General features: G+C 65.1%; 18 protein-coding genes. 7 read left to right on the plus strand and 11 right to left on the minus strand.

Annotated elements, in window-relative coordinates:
• Positions 1-17: 17 nt before the first annotated feature.
• Positions 18-1,157, minus strand: coding sequence for a glutathione-independent formaldehyde dehydrogenase (locus HU763_RS14210; protein ID WP_186677063.1), 1,140 nt, complete (start codon positions 1,155-1,157; stop codon positions 18-20).
• A 417-nt stretch (positions 1,158-1,574) separates the two neighbouring features.
• On the opposite strand from HU763_RS14210, the gene HU763_RS14215 reads away from it, so the two are divergent.
• Together HU763_RS14215 and HU763_RS14220 are read left to right on the plus strand one after the other, a co-directional pair.
• Entirely contained in the window at positions 1,575-2,033 is a 459-nt protein-coding gene (locus tag HU763_RS14215; protein ID WP_186689984.1) for a hypothetical protein, read from the plus strand.
• 188 nt (positions 2,034-2,221) lie between these two features.
• Complete coding sequence (locus HU763_RS14220) at positions 2,222-2,620, plus strand: tetratricopeptide repeat protein (protein WP_186689982.1); 399 nt, start codon at positions 2,222-2,224, stop codon at positions 2,618-2,620.
• 7 nt (positions 2,621-2,627) lie between these two features.
• Here the strand turns inward: HU763_RS14220 and HU763_RS14225 are convergent, their stop codons facing one another.
• Complete coding sequence (locus HU763_RS14225) at positions 2,628-3,332, minus strand: SDR family oxidoreductase (protein ID WP_186689980.1); 705 nt, start codon at positions 3,330-3,332, stop codon at positions 2,628-2,630.
• A gap of 89 nt (positions 3,333-3,421) precedes the next feature.
• Positions 3,422-4,327: a LysR substrate-binding domain-containing protein gene (locus tag HU763_RS14230; protein WP_186689978.1), complete on the minus strand. Its 906-nt coding sequence runs from the start codon at positions 4,325-4,327 to the stop codon at positions 3,422-3,424.
• A 150-nt stretch (positions 4,328-4,477) separates the two neighbouring features.
• On the opposite strand from HU763_RS14230, the gene HU763_RS14235 reads away from it, so the two are divergent.
• The 3 genes from HU763_RS14235 to HU763_RS14245 all read left to right on the plus strand — a co-directional run bounded on the left by HU763_RS14235 (position 4,478) and on the right by HU763_RS14245 (position 6,659).
• Positions 4,478-4,939 (plus strand): GNAT family N-acetyltransferase, encoded by a 462-nt coding sequence (locus HU763_RS14235; RefSeq protein WP_186689976.1) that lies wholly within the window; start codon positions 4,478-4,480, stop codon positions 4,937-4,939.
• 112 nt (positions 4,940-5,051) lie between these two features.
• Positions 5,052-5,957 carry a LysR family transcriptional regulator gene (locus HU763_RS14240; RefSeq protein ID WP_186689974.1) on the plus strand — a complete coding sequence of 302 codons (906 nt, stop codon included), beginning with the start codon at positions 5,052-5,054 and terminating at the stop codon, positions 5,955-5,957.
• A 99-nt stretch (positions 5,958-6,056) separates the two neighbouring features.
• Positions 6,057-6,659, plus strand: a complete 603-nt coding sequence (locus tag HU763_RS14245) for a hypothetical protein (protein ID WP_186689972.1) — start codon at positions 6,057-6,059, stop codon at positions 6,657-6,659.
• Positions 6,660-6,678: 19 nt separating this feature from the next.
• On the opposite strand, the gene HU763_RS14250 is transcribed toward HU763_RS14245, so the two are convergent.
• Complete coding sequence (locus HU763_RS14250) at positions 6,679-7,557, minus strand: DMT family transporter (RefSeq protein ID WP_186689970.1); 879 nt, start codon at positions 7,555-7,557, stop codon at positions 6,679-6,681.
• 247 nt (positions 7,558-7,804) lie between these two features.
• Here HU763_RS14250 and HU763_RS14255 point away from each other — a divergent pair, with 247 nt between their 5' ends.
• Positions 7,805-8,629 (plus strand): aldo/keto reductase, encoded by an 825-nt coding sequence (locus HU763_RS14255; protein WP_186689968.1) that lies wholly within the window; start codon positions 7,805-7,807, stop codon positions 8,627-8,629.
• Positions 8,630-8,652: 23 nt separating this feature from the next.
• Here the strand turns inward: HU763_RS14255 and HU763_RS14260 are convergent, their stop codons facing one another.
• From HU763_RS14260 to HU763_RS14275, 4 genes are all read right to left on the minus strand, one after another.
• Positions 8,653-9,147 carry a GNAT family N-acetyltransferase gene (locus tag HU763_RS14260; RefSeq protein WP_186689966.1) on the minus strand — a complete coding sequence of 165 codons (495 nt, stop codon included), beginning with the start codon at positions 9,145-9,147 and terminating at the stop codon, positions 8,653-8,655.
• A gap of 118 nt (positions 9,148-9,265) precedes the next feature.
• The gene (gene catA / locus HU763_RS14265; protein ID WP_186689964.1) at positions 9,266-10,201 is read right to left on the minus strand and encodes a catechol 1,2-dioxygenase; all 936 of its coding nucleotides are present in this window, start codon (positions 10,199-10,201) and stop codon (positions 9,266-9,268) included.
• Positions 10,202-10,242: 41 nt separating this feature from the next.
• Complete coding sequence (gene catC, locus HU763_RS14270) at positions 10,243-10,533, minus strand: muconolactone Delta-isomerase (RefSeq protein ID WP_186689962.1); 291 nt, start codon at positions 10,531-10,533, stop codon at positions 10,243-10,245.
• Positions 10,534-10,564: 31 nt separating this feature from the next.
• Positions 10,565-11,689, minus strand: a complete 1,125-nt coding sequence (locus tag HU763_RS14275) for a muconate cycloisomerase family protein (protein WP_186689960.1) — start codon at positions 11,687-11,689, stop codon at positions 10,565-10,567.
• Between the two features lie 135 nt (positions 11,690-11,824).
• Here HU763_RS14275 and HU763_RS14280 point away from each other — a divergent pair, with 135 nt between their 5' ends.
• On the plus strand, positions 11,825-12,697 hold the full coding sequence (locus HU763_RS14280) for a LysR family transcriptional regulator (RefSeq protein ID WP_186689958.1): 873 nt from the start codon (positions 11,825-11,827) through the stop codon (positions 12,695-12,697).
• 165 nt (positions 12,698-12,862) lie between these two features.
• On the opposite strand, the gene HU763_RS14285 is transcribed toward HU763_RS14280, so the two are convergent.
• The 3 genes from HU763_RS14285 to HU763_RS14295 all read right to left on the minus strand — a co-directional run bounded on the left by HU763_RS14285 (position 12,863) and on the right by HU763_RS14295 (position 16,788).
• A complete protein-coding gene (locus tag HU763_RS14285) occupies positions 12,863-14,356 on the minus strand; it encodes an aldehyde dehydrogenase (protein WP_186689956.1) in 1,494 nt (497 codons plus the stop codon).
• Between the two features lie 164 nt (positions 14,357-14,520).
• On the minus strand, positions 14,521-15,903 hold the full coding sequence (locus HU763_RS14290; protein WP_186689954.1) for an aspartate aminotransferase family protein: 1,383 nt from the start codon (positions 15,901-15,903) through the stop codon (positions 14,521-14,523).
• Positions 15,904-15,945: 42 nt separating this feature from the next.
• Positions 15,946-16,788: a helix-turn-helix transcriptional regulator gene (locus HU763_RS14295; protein WP_186689952.1), complete on the minus strand. Its 843-nt coding sequence runs from the start codon at positions 16,786-16,788 to the stop codon at positions 15,946-15,948.
• Positions 16,789-16,883 lie beyond the last annotated feature (95 nt).

The following is a 16,883-nucleotide window of genomic DNA, read 5'->3' on the forward strand; positions in this document are numbered from 1 at the left end:
AGGCAGGGCATGATGGCTCAGGCAGCAGGCTTGAGCACCACCTTGGTCCAGCCATCATCCCGCGCATCGAAATGCTTGTAGGCATCGGGGCCTTCGGCAAGCGTCAGGCGATGGGAGATGATCTGCGAAGGCTTGGCACGCCCATGATGGATGAGCGCTGCAAGGCGCCGGTTATAGGCCTTGACGTTCGCCTGGCCGGTGCGGATATGTTGGCCCTTGAACCAGAACGCGCCGAAATCGAAGGCCATCTTGCCCTCTTTTGCCAGGTCGTTCTTCGCCCCCGGGTCTTCTGGCACGAACACCCCCACTACGCCTATGCCACCGGTAGCCTTGGTCGAGGCAACCAGGTTGTTCATGGTCAGGTAGTTCACTTCATGGCCATGCCTGTTGCAGCACTGATAGCCCACGCATTCGCAGCCCCGGTCGGTGCCTTTGCCGTGGGTCAGGTTCATGATTTCTTCCACGGCCTTGTGCTCGACGGCGTTGATCGGCGTTGCCCCAAGCCGCGCGGCAAGCTGCAGCCGATCTGGCTGGTTGTCTACCACGAACACCTGCGAGGCGCCCTTGATGATTGCCGAGTAGGCCGCCATCAGCCCCACTGGGCCGGCGCCATAGATCGCGATACTTTCGCCCGGCTGCAGCCCGGCCAGCTCCGTTGCATGCCAGCCAGTGGGGAAGATATCCGCGAGCATGACGTAGTCGTCTTCGCGCTCCTGGGCGTCCTCCGGCAGCACCAGGCAGTTAAAATCAGCGTAAGGCACACGCAACAACTCTGCCTGGCCACCTTGATAGGGGCCCATGTCGGCAAAGCCATAGGCAGCACCGGCAGCCCCCGGGTTGGCCGTGAGGCAGAATCCGGTCAGGCCTTTTTCGCAGTTCTCGCAGAACCCGCAGCCGATATTGAAGGGCAGGCAGACACGGTCACCGACCTTGACCCGGTCGACCCCGGCGCCCACCTCGATCACTTCGCCAAGGTTCTCATGGCCGAACACACGCCCGGCTTCGAACGAGGTACGGCCCTCATACATGTGCAGGTCGGAGCCGCAGATATTGCTGGTGGTGATGCGTACCAGCACGTCAGTGGGTTTTTCGATTCTTGCGTCCGGTACATCCTTGACGGCGACGTCACGCGGGCCGTTATAGACGATAGCTTTCATACTGAACTCCCGAATGTCAGGGGCACGAAAGGCGCCCTACCTTGTTGGGGTAATGGCTTTGCCCTCGGTGTTCAGCCTGTGTGTGACCGGCCGGATCAGTGGCGCTAATCACCAGCGCGGCAGCGGTGATTCTCAGCCCGTGAACAAATACTTGCCGTTGACTCTCCTGGGCCCGACGAAGGCGAAATCCGGGAAGATCTTGCCCCGGACGTACCAGACAAAAGCCAGCAGAACGATATTGATGGCCATCACGACAGTGGTGGTTGCCGGGTCGGAGCGTGGCCGAAAAGGGCTCCTGGACAGGTGATGCTAAAGGATTGGATCCATGCGTATTCTGTCGGGTTAGCGGAACTCGAAACCGAACCCAATGTCGTATTGGCTACCAAGCACCCCTGCGCCTTCTGGAGGCGAACAAACATGAGAAAAACCCTGGTAGCCCTCTTTACTTGTGCCTTTGCGTTCGGCGCAACTGCCTTGTTGCCAGCCGATGTTTCACCGATTGCCTCGGCGTATGCCAAAGGCGGCGGCGGTGGCGGTGGCCACGGTGGTGGCGGCGGCCATGGCGGCGGTGCCGGCCACGGCGGCGGGCTGGGCGGTGGTCAGGGCGCTGGCAAAGGTAGCCACACGGGCAATGGCATGGGCCTCAGCGATGATCACGCCGGCAAGGCCACGCGCGACCATGGCTTGAGCGGCAACCACTACGGCAGCTCGCGCAACAGCGACAACGGCCACGGCACTACCACCTCCGGTGTTGCCCAATCCAAGGACACCCGCGGCCTGGCGAAATCGACGGCGATCTCCGCCACTACCCCGGGTGACCACAACACCAAAGGGCTGAGCGGCGCGACCCGAAACTCTTCGAAGAACGATCGCTGAACCGTAGCAGCGACTTCGTCGGGCACGGCTGAAAGCCTGCACGCTTCCGCAGCAACCAGCTGCTGAAGCGTGCAGATGAATCTCAAGCCCTGAGCCGCCCGACCAACGCCATTCTCTCCTCCCCCCGACAACATTTCGCTCGCTGCACGGCTCGCACAACCGCCAGGGCCGGATCGAGACCACCACTGATGCCCAATACACTTGCTCTGTCGGCCTTGCTGTTATTGTTAAGCGCCATCACGGCACCCGCTGCACTGGCCGGCGAGCGCTCCGCACCGGCACGTAGCAACAATGCCTCGACCGTGCTGATCGAGACGGCTTCGCAGCAGTATGCCGAAGGCCAGCTGGACCAGGCGGCTGCCACCCTGGAACGCGCGCTGCACATTCAACCGAACAACCCGGCAACCTTGCACTACCTCGGCGTTCTGCGCCTTCAGCAAGGGCAATACGAACAGGCCGAAACCCTGGCGCTGCGCTCCAACCTGCGTGTCGGCGCCAACCATGCGTTACGCAATCGCAACCTGCAACTGATAGAGGCCGCGCACAACGCCCGGCGCTCAGGCATGCTGCCGACCGCTGCGCATTGACGGCGGCCTAGACACTACGCGTCAGGCCACCATCGACCCTGATGTTCTGCCCGGTGATATAGGCGGCCCCTTCGCTGGCCAGGAAGGCGATGGTCGCGGCAATTTCCTCGCTGGAGCCATAGCGCTTGAGCGGTACGCTGTCGCGGCGCTGCTCGGTGGCTGGCAAGCTGTCGATCCAGCCAGGCAGGACATTGTTGATGCGCACGTTGTCGGCGGCGTAGGTGTCGGCGAAGATCTTGCTGAACGCAGCCAGCCCCGAACGAAACACCGCCGAGGTGGGGAACATCTCGTTGGGTTCGAACGCCCAGGCGGTGGAGATGTTGATGATGGTCCCGCCCTTCTGCCGCTGCATGATCGGCGTCACCAGGCGGGTCGGGCGAATGACATTGAGCAAGTAGGTATCCATGCCCTTGTGCCAGTCCTCGTCGCTGATCTCCAGGATCGGCGCGCGTGGCCCGTGGCCGGCGCTGTTCACCAGCACATCGACGCGCCCCCACTGCCCGACCACGGCATCGACCAGGCGCTGCAGGTCGGCAACCGACTGGTTGCTGCCGGTAATACCAATACCGCCCAGTTCCCTGGCCAGCGCTTCGCCCTTGCCCGAGGACGACAGGATGCCGACCTTGAAACCGTCGGCGGCCAGGCGGCGTGCCGCTGCGGCACCCATGCCGCTGCCACCGGCGGTGATGATGGCTACTTTTGCTACAGACATGTTGCCTCCCTTGTTAACCCAGCATTGTGTTTGCAAGTGCGTTCACACTAGCAGCCACGCTGGCAGGGAGGGAGGCAGCCCGGCTTCGCCTAGACGATAGATTTTCTATCGTGCGCCTGCGCCTGTAGCCACGCCCTGACGGTCTGCAGGGTTGCAGACGGCTGCCTTTTGCGTGGCCATACCAGATAGAACGCCTTGTCCAGCTGCAATCGCTGCGGGAACACTTGCACCAGGCGGCCGGCGGCAATGTCGTCGCTGACAAAGGCCTGGCTGGCCAGGGTAATGCCCTGCCCGCCAATCGCGGCTTCGATGGCCAGCGAAGTCTGGTTGAAGCGCACGTTGCGGGCGCTAGCGGGCGGATGGCCGGGGAACACTGCGGCGTGGAACTGCGGCCAGAAGTTGTGCGCATCGTGCAACGCCACATAACGCTGCAAGGCGGCGAAATCGCCGGGTCGCCCCATTTCGGCCAGCAACCCGGGGCTGGCCACCGCGACCACTGTGGGGGCCATCAGCAATTCAGCGTTCAGCCCCGGCGCAAATGGCGGCTGGCCATAACGCACGGCCAGGTCTACACCGTCGGTATGAAAGTGGGATAGCCGGTCGGTCGCCAGTACCCGCAGGTCAATCTCGGGGTGGCGCTCGGTAAAGTGCCCGAGCCTGGGGATCAGCCATTTCGAGGCAAAGGTTGGCGTCACGCTGACGGTGAGGTGGGACGGCACCGGGCGCAACAAGCGCGTGGCTTCCTCGATCATTGCCAGGGCGCTGCGCACGCTGGTGCTGTAGGCATGCCCGGCGTCGGTCAGGCCAAGGCCGCGCGGCAGGCGCTCGAACAGGCGCACCTGCAGGCTGGCCTCCAGCCCGCGCACTTGCTGGGCGACAGCCGCCTGGGTCACGCCAAGCTCTTCGGCCGCCAGGCGGAAGTTCAAGTGACGCGCCACCACTTCGAACACGCGTAGCGCATTGAGCGAAGGCAATCCGGGGTAACCTGCAGGCATGGCGATGGTTTTTCTATTGGCTGAACATGGCGCGAGGCTAACCCTGTCGGCCAAGGAAGTCGATGCGCCCGTACAGCGCCGGTTCCGATTGCGGCAACGGCGTCCTGCTGGGCAAACTGGAGAACCGCACGTGCAGACAAGGATGATGCCATGCAGATACGCCCACTGACCCACGATGATCTGCCCCACGCCAGTGCCCTGTGCATGGATGCTTTCACCCAGGCCGTCGCGCCCACGCTGCCAGCGCAGGGTGTGGCAACGTTTGCCAGGGTGGCAGCGGCCGACGCGTTTGCCGAACGCATGCAAGGCGACAACCTGATACTGGTCGGGGTGGTGGATGGCGCCATGGTGGGCCTGGTCGAACTCAAGCAAGGCTGCCATATCGCCATGCTGTTCATCGCCCCCCGCTGGCAACGCCAGGGCATCGGCGCGCGCCTGATGAACGCAGCGCTGGAACACGCCAGGGTGGAGGTCGTGACCGTCAGGGCATCACTGCCTTCGGTACCTGCCTACCAACACTACGGTTTCACCCTGGCAGGCGAGGTGAATGCGTTTGCCGGGATGGTCTATCAACCCATGGAGAAGCGCTTGCCCGGCTGGCGTGAGCGATGAAGCGCGGCCCCAGGTCGTATGCCGAACGCCCTGCGCACATCCCTACAAGGCACAACCCCCGGCACCATGCTTCACTACAGCGCCAACCCCCCTGTTCCGGAACTTAAGCCCCATGAACCGCAACGACCTGCGCCGCGTCGACATGAACCTGCTGGTGTTGTTCGAAGCCCTGATGATCGAACGCAACCTGACCCGCGTCGGCGAAAAGCTGTTCATCACCCAGCCCACCGTCAGTGCCGCGCTCGCGCGCCTGCGCGAGCTGTTCGACGACCCGCTGCTGATCCGCAACGGCCGGGCCATGGAGCCCACGCCGAGGGCCATGCAGATCTTCGCCGAGCTGGGGCCGGCCATGGATGTGATCTCCGCCGCAATCAGCCGCGCCCGCGAGTTCGACCCGGCCAGCAGTTGCAACGTGTTCCGCCTGGGGTTGTCGGACGATGCCGAGTTCGGGCTGTTCCCGGCCCTGCTGCAAGCCCTGCGCGAAGAGGCGCCGAACATCAGCGTGGTGGTGCGGCGGGCCAACTTCCTGCTGATGCCGGGGCTGCTGTCCAGCGGCGAGATCTCGGTCGGGGTGAGCTACACCACTGACCTGCCGGCCACCGCCAAACGCCGCAAGCTGCGCGACATCGGCGTACGGGTATTGCGTGCCGACGACCGTCCGGGCCCGCTGAGCCTCGACGAATATTGCGCCCGCCCGCATGTAATGGTGTCGTTCTCCGGCGACATGAGTGGCAACATCGACCTCGACCTGGCGCGCATCGGCCGCTGCCGCAAGGTGGTGCTGGCGGTGCCGCAGTTCGGCAGCCTGCGCGCCCTGCTGCGCAACACCGAGCTGATCGCCACGGTGCCGGACTATGCCGCCTGCGCCTTGGCCGACGATGGCAGCCTGCGCGCCGACCCGGCGCCGTTCGACATCACCGAGGCCGAGCTGTCGATGGTCTGGAGCGGTGCCCAGGACAACGACCCAGCCGAGCGCTGGTTGCGCGAGCGCATCCTGCAGTTCATGGCGGCGCGGTAAACCATCGACCTCATCGATAGCCACCATGAATGCCATCGAGTTCCGCTGCGCCTGGCTCGGGCGGAAGATAGCGACATTCACCGATGGATGAGACCGCCCATGAAAACCGGCATGATCGCTGCCCTGCTCGCCTTGCTGGCCGCCCTTGGCGGCTGTGCCAGCCCAGCCAGCACCGACACACAACCCTATGGGCACTTCTACGCCGCCACCGCCCTTTCCGGCGTCGCCCTGGCCCCTGGCCAGCGAGTGGCGGTGCTGCTGGGGCGGGAAGCCGAGGCCACCCTGGAATACCTCGGCAGCCATCAAGCCCAGGCCACCACGCCGGCCCGGGGCCAGCGCATTCCGGTTCCGGTAGCGACCCTGAACAGCGAGAGCCAGGCGTACGACTGGCTGGCACGCTCGCTGGCGCAGCAGTTCGCCGAAGTGGCCTTCTATGACGACCTGGACACGTTGCTGGGCGACCACCCGGATGTCATCGTGCTGCTCGATACCGAAAGCCGCCTGGCCAGTGCCGAGATCGAAAGCCGGGTGGTGGCGCGCTTCTTCGACAACCAGCTGACCTACATCGGCCGCGCCGAAGGGCGGTCGCACAAGCGCCTGGGCGATGTGGCGCGGGTGGCCGAGGACGAACGCGCGGTGCAGGCCGATGCCTTGCGCGACTTTGACGATTCGCTGCAGGTGCTGTTGAAGCGACAGGTCTGACGGCGCAATCGCGGGGTTGCTACTTGCCCCGCTGCATCCACGCCGCCCCCAGCCCACTCAGGCAGATCACCGCAATGCCGACCAGGCTCAGGGTATCCGGCACCTGGCTGTAGACCACCAGGCCCAGCAACCCGGCAAACACGATCTGGCAATAGCTGAACGGCGCCAGCAAAGCCGGCGCGGCATGGCGGAAAGCCTGGGTCAGCAGCAGGTGCGCGGTCATGCCGAAGCCGCCCAGCGCCAGCATCAGCAAGGCGTGGTCCCAGCGCGGCATCTCCCAAAAGAACGGCACCAGCGCGCTCATGGCCAGGGTATTGCACAACCCCGCATAGAAGTTGCTGGTGGTCGGGCTGTCATGCGCGGCCAGGATGCGCGTCAGCAATTGATAGAAGCAGAAACCCAGCGCCGAACCGAACGGGTAGAGGATGGCCGGGGTGAACATCGCGCCTCCCGGGTGCACCACCACCAGCACGCCGATGAAACCCATCACCACCGCGACCCACTGCCCCACCGTGACCCGTTCCTTGAGCAGCGGCGCCGACAACGCAGTGACCAGCACCGGGGCGAGGAAGTTGACCGCCGTCGCCTCGGCCAGCGGCAGGTACTGCAGGCCACTGGTGAACAGCAGGCTGGTACTCAGCAGGCTCAACGCACGCAAGGTCTGCAGCAGCGGGCGGCGCGTACGCAACACGTTGAGCCCGGCCTTGGGCAGGAAAATGCCGGCCATCAGCAGGGTATGCACCACATACCGCGCCCACACCACCATGATGATCGGGTACAGGCCGCCAAGGAACTTGGACAGGGCATCGTGGCTGGCGAACAGGAACGTCGCCACCACCACCAGGGCAATGCCGCGCAGGGGTTGGTTGACTCCGGACAGCGGTGTGCTGGAACTCATGGCACTCTCGATGACGGCGCGGCTGTATGCGGCGCCCGGGGAAGGCCCGCGCAGGCATGGCCCGGCGGATACAACAGCTCGAATTCTAGAAGAGATGCCGCAGCATAAGGAAGTTCCAGCGCCGCTTGCCCAGGCCGATTGCAGTTTCTGTTCGCTGATCGACCACTTTTCGCCCGGCAAGCATGGCCCGTGCCGCGCTGATCGCTGACCATCGACTGCAATCCCCCGCAGCTGACAAGGAATTTACATGCAAAGGCTCACTACCCGTAACGGCCTGAACCTGCCTGCGATCGGCCTGGGCACCTGGCCAATGACCGGCACCGAGTGCACCCAGGCCGTGCGCCAGGCGCTTGAACTTGGCTACCGGCACATCGACACCGCCAGCGCCTACGCCAATGAAGCCGACGTCGGCCAGGCCCTGCGCGACAGCGACGTGCCACGCGAGCAGATCCACCTGACCACCAAGGTGTGGTGGGACCGCCTGGCGCCCAAGGCCATGCGCCAGTCGCTGGAAGACAGCCTGCGCGCCATCGGCACCGAGCAGGTCGACCTGTTTCACATCCATTGGCCTGGCAAGGACTGCGACCTGGCCCGCAGTATCGAGACTCTGGTGGCGCTGCGTGACGAGGGCAAGGCGCGCAGCATCGGCGTGGCCAACTTCCCGCTGGGGCTGCTGCGCCAGGTGGTGGAAACCCTGGGTGCGCCGCTGTCGGCGATCCAGGTCGAGTACCACGTGCTGCTCGGCCAGCCAGCGCTGCTGGACTATGCCCGCCGCCACGATCTACTGCTCACCGCCTACACCCCGCTGGCCCGCGGCCAGGCAGCGGCACACCCGGTGATCCAGGCGATCGCCGGCAAGCATGGCGTGCTACCCAGCCAGGTGGCGCTGAAATGGTTGCTGGACCAGGACGGCGTGGCAGTGATCCCCAAGGCGAGCAGCCGCGCTAACCAGCTGGCCAACCTGGCAGCTCTGAACGTGCAGCTGGATGACCAGGACCGCGCGGCGATTGCCGGCTTGCCGAAAGACCAGCGGGTGGTCAGCCCGGCGTTTGCACCGGACTGGGACAGCTGAGTGCGGCCACCTTGCAGACACGGCTAATGGCGCACGCCCGTCACCAGGTAATTGAGCAGTTCCGGCTCGTCCTCCAGGGCGATCGCCTGCGCCGGCCGCGATAACCCAACCAGCACGGCGTTGCAGAAGGCCACCGCAGGTGCATCCTGGGCGTAACAGCGCAACAGCCAATCGCCCTCGCCGCCCAGAAACTGCAACGCCACCGCCCGGCCGATGCCCTGCCGGCGGTACTTTTTCAGAATGAACAGGTCAGCCAGCTCGAATGCTTCGATGCCGGGCAGCTCGCTGCGCTCCACCAAGACGAAGCCGGCAATGAAGCCGTCTGCCAGCACCAGGTAGGCGCCCCAGCCATCGGCTTGCCAGTAGCGTTGCAGGTGCTCGTCGTGGATGTAGAAGCGGCCATCCACCTCGACGTCTTCCTGCTCCCAGTCGGAGGACTCGTAGGCGTAGAACTGGTAGAGGTTGCGGATCAGCGGGGCCTGGTCAGCGGTGGTGGCCAGCAGTTCGATAGGCAGCATTGTGCGGGGCTCGGGTAAAGGACGGATGCCAGTTTACTCGCCCCGGGCAATAAAAAGCCCGGGCCCTCCCCGCACGGAAAGGCCCAGGCAAAAAGTACCTGCAGGCGCGCTGCAGGGCTCAGTTGCCTTGCAATGCCCGCGGGCGATGGCTGCGCGCCTCGGCTGCCGGGGCCTTGGCCGCCTGCAGGTGGAAGTCGAAGGCCAGCTCGGCAAAGCGCTCGCCCTGCACACCGCGGTCGCGGGCTTGCGCAGCATCCTCGACAAAGCGCAGCTCGCCAACCAGCCCGTCGCGGGTGGCATAGGCAAAGTCATCCCACAAATACCGGTCACCGGCAAAGTTGATCTGCGTGGTCAGATGGCGGTGCCCGGGCGCCGAGATGAAGAAGTGCACATGTGCCGGGCGCTGGCCGTGGCGGCCGAGCAGGTCCAGGCATTCCTGGGTCGGCCCCTGCGGGTCGCAGCCATACCCCGAGGGCACGATGGAACGTGCGCGGTAGCGGCCCTCGGCGTCGGTGATGATGCGCCGGCGCAGGTTGTAGTCGGACTGGCTGGAGTCGAAGTAGGAATACGTGCCCTGGCTGTTGGCGTGCCACAGGTCAACGGTGGCACCGGCCAGCGGCTTGCCGTCGGCAGCGAACACCTGACCCTGGAGGAACATCACCACGCCCGGGTCGGTGCCATCGTCCATACGCGCTTCGCCCTGCGCCAGCGGCGCGCCCGCCACATACAGCGGGCCCTCGATGGTACGCGGGGTGCCGCCGGTCAGGCCGGCCGCGGCGTCCTTGGCGTCCTGCAGCAGGTCGAGGAAGTGCTCGAGGCCCAGGCCTGCCGCCAGCAGCCCGGCTTCGTTGCGCCCGCCCAGGCGGTTGAGGTAGTCCACGGCATGCCAGAACTCATCCTCGGTGATGTCCAGGTCCTCGATCAGCCGGGCGCTGTCCTGCAGTACACGCAGGATGATCTGCTTGAAGCGCGGGTTGCCTGCGGCATGGTCCAGGCCGGCCACTTCGCTGAAGAACGCCTGAACATCGGCAGTGTGGGAAATCTTTACGGTCATCGTGCTTACCTCATCTTGTTCTTGTCGGGCACAGGTGCGAATCAGCGGTCGTCGCTGCGGATCGACGAGGGGTGCCGGCACAGGCCGTCGACCTCGATGTCCATGTACGGGAACAGTGGCAGTTGCATCAGGGTGTCGTGCAGCGCTTCGATGCTGGGCATATCGAACACGCTGTAGTTGGCGTAGTGCCCGGCAATGCGCCACAGGTGGCGCCAGGTACCTTCGCGCTGCAGGCGCTGGGCCAGTTCCTTTTCATCGGCCTTGAGCCGGGCGGCCTTGGCCGGGTCCATGTCGACCGGCAGTTTCACGGTCATCTTCACGTGGAACAGCATGGGGAAGTCTCCTTGCGTATGACTGGGTCGTTCAGTAGCGGCGGGCGAAGCGCGCCAGGCGCTGTTCGTCCAGGCTCAGGCCCAAGCCTGGGGTGCGTGGGATGTGCAACTGAAAGTCGCGGTACTGCAGCGGCTCGTTGACGATCTCTTCGGTGAGCAGCAGCGGCCCGAACAGTTCGGTACCCCAGGTCAGCTGGCGCAGGGTAAGGAAGGCATGGGCCGAAGCCAGGGTGCCGATCGAGCCTTCGAGCATGGTCCCGCCGTACAGGGCAATGCCGGCGGCCTCGGCGATTTGCGCGGTGCGCAGCACGGCGCGCGGGCCGCCGTTCTTGGCGATTTTCAGGGCGAAGATGCTGGCCGCGCCGTCGGCGGCCAAGCTGAAGGCGTCTTCGACGCTTTCGATCGATTCGTCGGCCATGATCGGCGCCGGGCTGCGCTGGTTCAGGCGCACCTGGCCGCTGCGGTTGCTACGTGAGATCGGTTGCTCGATCAGGTCGATGCCGTTGTCACCGAGCACCTGGCAAGCACGGATGGCCTGGGACTCGTCCCAGTACTGGTTGACATCGACCCGCACGCTGGCGCTGTCGCCCAGTTCGCGCTTGATCGCCAGCACATGCTTGAGATCCTGCGCCAGCGGGTTGGCGCCGATCTTCAGCTTGAACACCCGGTGCCGGCGGATTTCCAGCATGTGCCGGGCTTCGGCGATGTCGCGGGCGGTATCGCCACTGGCCAGGGTCCAGGCCACTTCGAGGCTGTCGCGCACGCGGCCGCCGAGCAGTTCGCTGACCGGCAGGCCGAGGCGCTTGCCCTGCGCATCGAGCAGGGCGCTCTCGATGCCCGACTTGGCAAACGTGTTGCCCTTGGCCAGCTTGTCCAGCTTGAGCATGGCGGCATTGATGTTGTCTGCCGGCAGGCCGACCAGCGCCGGGGCCAGGTGCGCATCGACGTTGGCCTTGATGCCTTCGGGGCTTTCGTAGCCGTAGGCCAGGCCACCGATGGTAGTGGCCTCGCCGATGCCTTCGACACCATCGCTGCAGCGCACCCGCAATACCACCAGGGTCTGCTGCTGCATGGTGTGCATCGCCAGCTTGTGCGGGCGAATGGTCGGCAGGTCGACGATAATGGCTTCTATACGTTCAATCAGCGCGCTTGTCATTGTTGCCAGGTCCCGTTATATCGGGCTGCCAGCCGCAGGCCCGAATGGTGCATTTACTTGATCGCTCAAGGATTGCGCGAGACCCTGATGGCCGTCCAATATCGAATGAATCTCCCACCATACCCTGGAGGTCTGATGGAACTGCGCCACCTGCGTTATTTCAAGGTGCTGGCCGAGACCCTGAACTTCACCCGTGCCGCCGAGCTGCTGCACATTGCCCAGCCACCGCTGAGCCGGCAGATCAGCCAGCTCGAGGACGAACTGGGCACGTTGCTGGTGGCGCGCGAACGCCCGCTGCGGCTGACCGAGGCCGGCCGCTTCTTCTACGAACAGAGCTGCACCGTGCTGCACCAGTTGCAGACCATCAGCGACAACACCCGCCGCATCGGCCTGGGCCAGCGCCAATGGCTGGGTATCGGTTTCGCCCCCTCGACCCTGTATACGGTGTTGCCGGAACTGATCCGCGAACTGCGCAAGGACAGCGAACTGGAGCTGGGCCTGAACGAAATGACCACGCTGCAGCAGGTGGACGCGCTGAAAAGCGGGCGCATCGATATTGCCTTCGGGCGCATTCGCATCGATGACCCGGCGATCCAGCAGCAGGTGCTGTGCGAAGACCCGCTGGTGGCCGTGCTGCCCAAGGGCCACCCGCTGGCGGGCGCGCCGCTGAGCCTTGCCGAACTGGCGGGCGAGGCGTTCATCCTCTACCCGGCCAACCCCCGGCCCAGCTATGCCGACCATGTGCTGGCGCTATTCGCCCAGCACGGCATGAGCATCCGCGTCAGCCAGTGGGCCAACGAGCTGCAGACCGCCATTGGCCTGGTGGCCGTCGGCGTGGGCGTGACCTTGGTGCCGGCCTCGGTGCAACAACAGCACCGCACCGATATCGAATACGTCGCCCTGCTCGACAGCGGCGCCGTCAGCCCGATCATCCTCAGCCGGCGCAAGGGCGACGTGAGCCCGATCGTGCAGCGCTGCCTGGCATTGATTGCCAAGCAAGCCAGCTAGGGCCTGAATGTTGGAGCGGATTTATCCGCGATGCCGGCGACGCGGTGGATGGCACCGGCTGTGCCGGTGTTCGCGGCTGAAGCCGCTCCTACAACCGGCGCAGCACCTGTGGCAGCGGGCATGCCGAGAGAGAGCCGCAAGGCAGCCGCGAGCGGCCTGCTGACATCAGGCGCGCAGCTGGTACCAGGTGGTCTTGAGCTGCGAATACTTGTCGAACGAATGCAGCGACAGGTCGCGACCAAACCCGGACTGCTTGCCACCGCCGAACGGCACTGCCACGTCCAGCGCATCGACCGTGTTCACCGACACCGTACCGGCCTTCAGCGCCCGCGCCACACGGTGCACCTGGTTGAAATCATCGCTCCACAGCGACGCCGCCAGGCCGTAAATGCTGTCGTTGGCCAGGCGCACGGCCTGTTCCTCAGTGTCGAACACGCTGACCGCCAGCACTGGCCCGAACACCTCCTCCCGTGCCAGGCTCATGTGGCCCTCGACACCGGCGAAAATGGTCGGCTCGATGTAATTGTCCGAACCTTCGATCGTCAGGCGCCGGCCACCACACACCCGCCGTGCACCCTCCTGCCCTGCCCGGGCAATGGCCGCCTCGATCCGGCCAGTCTGCTGCGCATCGACAATCGCACCGGCCCGGCTCGCCGGGTCCAGCGGATTACCCGGCAGCCACTGGTGGGCCTTGGCCTGCAGGCGTTCGATGAATGCGTCATGGATGGAACGCTGCACATACAGCCGCGAGTTGGCCGAGCACACCTCGCCCTGGTTGAAGAAGATACCGAACGCGGCCTTTTCCGCAGCCAGGTCCAGGTCCTGGCAGTTTTCAAACACCAGGTTGGGGCTCTTGCCACCGCACTCCAGCCATACCTGCTTGAGGTTGGACTGCGCCGAATACTGCATGAAGTACTTGCCCACCTGGGTGGAGCCGGTGAACACCAGGCAATCCACGTCCGGGTGCAGGCCCAGCGCCCGCCCGGCCTGCTCGCCCAGGCCCGGCAGCACGTTCAGCACGCCTTCCGGCACCCCGGCCTGCAACGCCAGCTCACCCAGGCGCAGGGCCGAGAACGGTGATTGCTCGGCGGGCTTGAGCACCACGCTGTTACCGGCGGCCAGCGCCGGGGCGAGTTTCCACGCTGCCATGTCGAGCGGGAAGTTCCAGGGCACGACCGCAGCGACAACGCCCAACGCCTCACGGGTAATGGTCGCCAGCGCATTGGGTGCGGTGGGTGCCACCTGGTCGTACAGCTTGTCCAGTGCCTCGCCATACCAGGCGAACACTTGTGCCGAGCCCGGCACGTCGATGTGGTAGGCGTCCATGACCGGCTTGCCCATGTTCAGCGAGTCCAGCAGGGCCAGTTCTTCACGCTGGGCCATGATCAGCTCGGCCAGGCGCAGCAAGACCTTCTTGCGCTCGACCGGAGCCATGCGCGGCCACGGGCCGTGTTCGAAGGCGCGGCGGGCGCTGGCGACGGCCAGGTCCACTTCGGCCTGGCCGCAGGCGGCGACCTGTGCCAGCACGGCGTTGCTGGCCGGGTTGATGGCGGCGAAGGTGGCGCCGTCCTGCGCGTTGACGGGCTTGCCGTCGATCAGTGCCCGGGCCGGGAGATGCAGGCCCGAGGCGCGTTGTTGCCAGAATTCGAGGGTGTACATTTGTACTCCTGGTAACGGTTGTAGCAGCGTTTTCACAAGGGCTAGGCAATTTCTGTGGGAGCGGGCGTGCCCGCGAATCAGGCGCTGCGGTGAATGGCACCGGCTTCGCCGGTGTGCGCGGGCTCGCCCGCTCCCACGGGAAATCTGCTGCCCTTACCAGCGGTTCAGAACTTGCCGACCAGGCGCGCCGTGCGGTCCACGGCGATGCGGGTCTTTTCCACCAGCTCATCCAGCTCGCTGTGGTTGGCGACCAGGGCCGGGGCCATGATCATCCGGCCCAGGGTCGAGCGAATGATCACCCCCTCCTCGAAACCGAAGGTGCGGCATTGCCAGGCCAGGTCGTTCTCGTTGGCAAAGCGCTTGCGCGTCGGCTTGTGCTCGGCAAACTGCAGCGCCGCCACCAGGCCGGCGCCCTGCACCTGGCCGATCAACGGGTGGTCGGCGAACACCTCGCGCAGGATGCGCTGCAGGTACGGCCCGGTGTCGTCCCGGACCTGGCGCACGATGCCTTCGTCACGCAGCGCTTTAAGGTTGGCGATTGCCACCGCCGCCGCCACCGGATGGCCGGAATAGGTCAGGCCGTGGGCAAACACCCCGCCCCGCTCCACCAACGCCTCGGCAATGCGCTTGCTCAGCACCAGGCCACCCATGGGCACGTAGCCACTGGTCAGGCCCTTGGCGATCGACAGGGTGTCGGGCTGGAAGCCGAAATATTCATGGGCAAACCATTCTCCGGTGCGGCCAAAGCCGCCGATCACTTCATCAGCGCACAGCAGCACATCGTACTGGCGACAGATACGCTGGATCTCGGGCCAGTAGCTTTCCGGCGGGAAAATCATGCCGCCGGCGCCCTGGAACGGTTCGGCGATGAAACCGGCAACGTTCTCGGCACCCAGTTCGAGGATCTTTTCTTCCAGTTGCAGGGCACAGCGGCGGCCGAACTCGGCCGGGCTCAGGTCGCCGCCCTCGGCGTACCAGTACGGTTCGTCGATGTGCGCCACATCCGGGATCAGCCCGCCCATTTCGTGCATGAACTTCATGCCGCCCAACGCCGTGGCGGCCAGCGTCGAGCCGTGGTAGCCGTTCCAGCGGCCGATCATGATCTTCTTGGCCGGCTGGCCGACCACCTGCCAGTAGCGGCGCACGGTGCGGATCAGCACTTCGTTGGCCTCGGAGCCGGAGTTGGTGTAGATCGCGTGGCTGTAATGCGCCGGCAGCAGGCTGAACAACAGCTCGGACAGTTCGATCACCGCCGGGTGGGTGGTGTGGAAGAACATGTTGTAGTAGGCCAGCTGGTCCATCTGCGTGGCAGCGGCGGCGGTCAGGTCGCGGCGGCCATAGCCGAGCTGGGTGCACCACAGGCCGGACATGCCGTCGAGGTAGCGCTTGCCCTCGCTGTCCCACAGGTGCAGGCGTTCACCGCCGACGATCACCCGCGGCCCTTCGGCGTTCAGCGCCTTCTGGTCGAGGAAGGCATGGATGTGGTGCGCGGCGTCGGAAGCCTGGTAGTCGCGGGTCTGGCGTTGCGGGGCGAAAGGCGCATTCATTGTTGGTTTTCCTTTGCGGTGGGGGTGCAGGGCTGCCGGCGCTCAGCGCAGCTTGCCCATGTAGCTTTCCAGCGGGTCCTTGCCCAGCACGCCCTGGGCATTGGCCAGCGCGTCGATGAACAGGGAGAACAGCTCGGACTGGGTGCCGATGTCGAGCTTGGCGTAGACGTTCTTGCGGTGCGACTTGATGGTGTCTTCCGACACGCCCAGGCGCTCGGCCAGCGACCGGGTGGAGTGGCCACGCAGGATCAGCTGCGCGATACGGCACTCGCGCTCGGTGAGCAATGAGCTGCCGAAATTGTTCAGGGCCGCATGTATGCGCTGCTCGAGCACGTTCTCGAAGCGCCCGGCACGGCTGTCGAGCCCGGCGAAGTGCCTGCCGAGCACCGCCAGCACCCAGGGCGTGATGCAGCCGAACAGCGCGCGGCTGTGCCCATCGAGCTTGTCGGTGAACGCCAGCGACACGGCCAGGCTGTGCCCGGGCAGCAACTGCAGGATGTAGTTCAGTTCATCCTGCAGGTGCGAATGGCGGTAGAACGACTGGTAGTACTCGCTCACCTCGAAATGGTCCGGCGCCACTTCGAACAGGCCATAGCAGCCAGACTCGACCTGCTCCACGCAAGCACCGTAGAACGGGTCGAGCAGGTAGAAGCCCGACAGGTAGCGGCTGACATTGCCTTCAGGCTGCCAGGGCGCGTTGTCGTCCTGCTCGAACAGTGCGCTGGGCATGCCGTGGTGCGGGTAGAGATACACCGTGGTCGCCTGGATCGGATGGATCACGCCCAGTGCGGCGAACAGGCTGGCAGCAAAGCCCGGGCGGCCGATGGCCTCGGTGACCTTGGCCTGGTGCTCGAACCACTGTTGTGTAAGCAATCGATGGGTCACGGTAGGCCTGCCATATCGAGTAGGGCACCGCCACAGTGCGGTGCGTTGTTGGCCAGATACTCCCATGGCGCCGCCGGCATCGGAATCACCCTTTG

The sequence above is a fragment of the Pseudomonas anuradhapurensis genome, assembly GCF_014269225.2.
Taxonomy (GTDB): Bacteria; Pseudomonadota; Gammaproteobacteria; order Pseudomonadales; family Pseudomonadaceae; genus Aquipseudomonas; species Aquipseudomonas anuradhapurensis.

Coding starts and splice junctions, on each gene's coding strand:
- HU763_RS14290 (WP_186689954.1), bottom strand. CDS start 15,903: ATGAATGCGCCTTTCGCCCCGCAACGCCAGACCCGCGACTACCAGGCT.
- HU763_RS14245 (WP_186689972.1), top strand. CDS start 6,057: ATGAAAACCGGCATGATCGCTGCCCTGCTCGCCTTGCTGGCCGCCCTT.
- HU763_RS14280 (WP_186689958.1), top strand. CDS start 11,825: ATGGAACTGCGCCACCTGCGTTATTTCAAGGTGCTGGCCGAGACCCTG.
- HU763_RS14210 (WP_186677063.1), bottom strand. CDS start 1,157: ATGAAAGCTATCGTCTATAACGGCCCGCGTGACGTCGCCGTCAAGGAT.
- HU763_RS14260 (WP_186689966.1), bottom strand. CDS start 9,147: ATGCTGCCTATCGAACTGCTGGCCACCACCGCTGACCAGGCCCCGCTG.
- HU763_RS14230 (WP_186689978.1), bottom strand. CDS start 4,327: ATGCCTGCAGGTTACCCCGGATTGCCTTCGCTCAATGCGCTACGCGTG.
- HU763_RS14255 (WP_186689968.1), top strand. CDS start 7,805: ATGCAAAGGCTCACTACCCGTAACGGCCTGAACCTGCCTGCGATCGGC.
- HU763_RS14235 (WP_186689976.1), top strand. CDS start 4,478: ATGCAGATACGCCCACTGACCCACGATGATCTGCCCCACGCCAGTGCC.
- HU763_RS14275 (WP_186689960.1), bottom strand. CDS start 11,689: ATGACAAGCGCGCTGATTGAACGTATAGAAGCCATTATCGTCGACCTG.
- HU763_RS14215 (WP_186689984.1), top strand. CDS start 1,575: ATGAGAAAAACCCTGGTAGCCCTCTTTACTTGTGCCTTTGCGTTCGGC.
- HU763_RS14225 (WP_186689980.1), bottom strand. CDS start 3,332: ATGTCTGTAGCAAAAGTAGCCATCATCACCGCCGGTGGCAGCGGCATG.
- catA (WP_186689964.1), bottom strand. CDS start 10,201: ATGACCGTAAAGATTTCCCACACTGCCGATGTTCAGGCGTTCTTCAGC.
- HU763_RS14250 (WP_186689970.1), bottom strand. CDS start 7,557: ATGAGTTCCAGCACACCGCTGTCCGGAGTCAACCAACCCCTGCGCGGC.
- HU763_RS14285 (WP_186689956.1), bottom strand. CDS start 14,356: ATGTACACCCTCGAATTCTGGCAACAACGCGCCTCGGGCCTGCATCTC.
- HU763_RS14220 (WP_186689982.1), top strand. CDS start 2,222: ATGCCCAATACACTTGCTCTGTCGGCCTTGCTGTTATTGTTAAGCGCC.
- HU763_RS14240 (WP_186689974.1), top strand. CDS start 5,052: ATGAACCGCAACGACCTGCGCCGCGTCGACATGAACCTGCTGGTGTTG.
- catC (WP_186689962.1), bottom strand. CDS start 10,533: ATGCTGTTCCACGTGAAGATGACCGTGAAACTGCCGGTCGACATGGAC.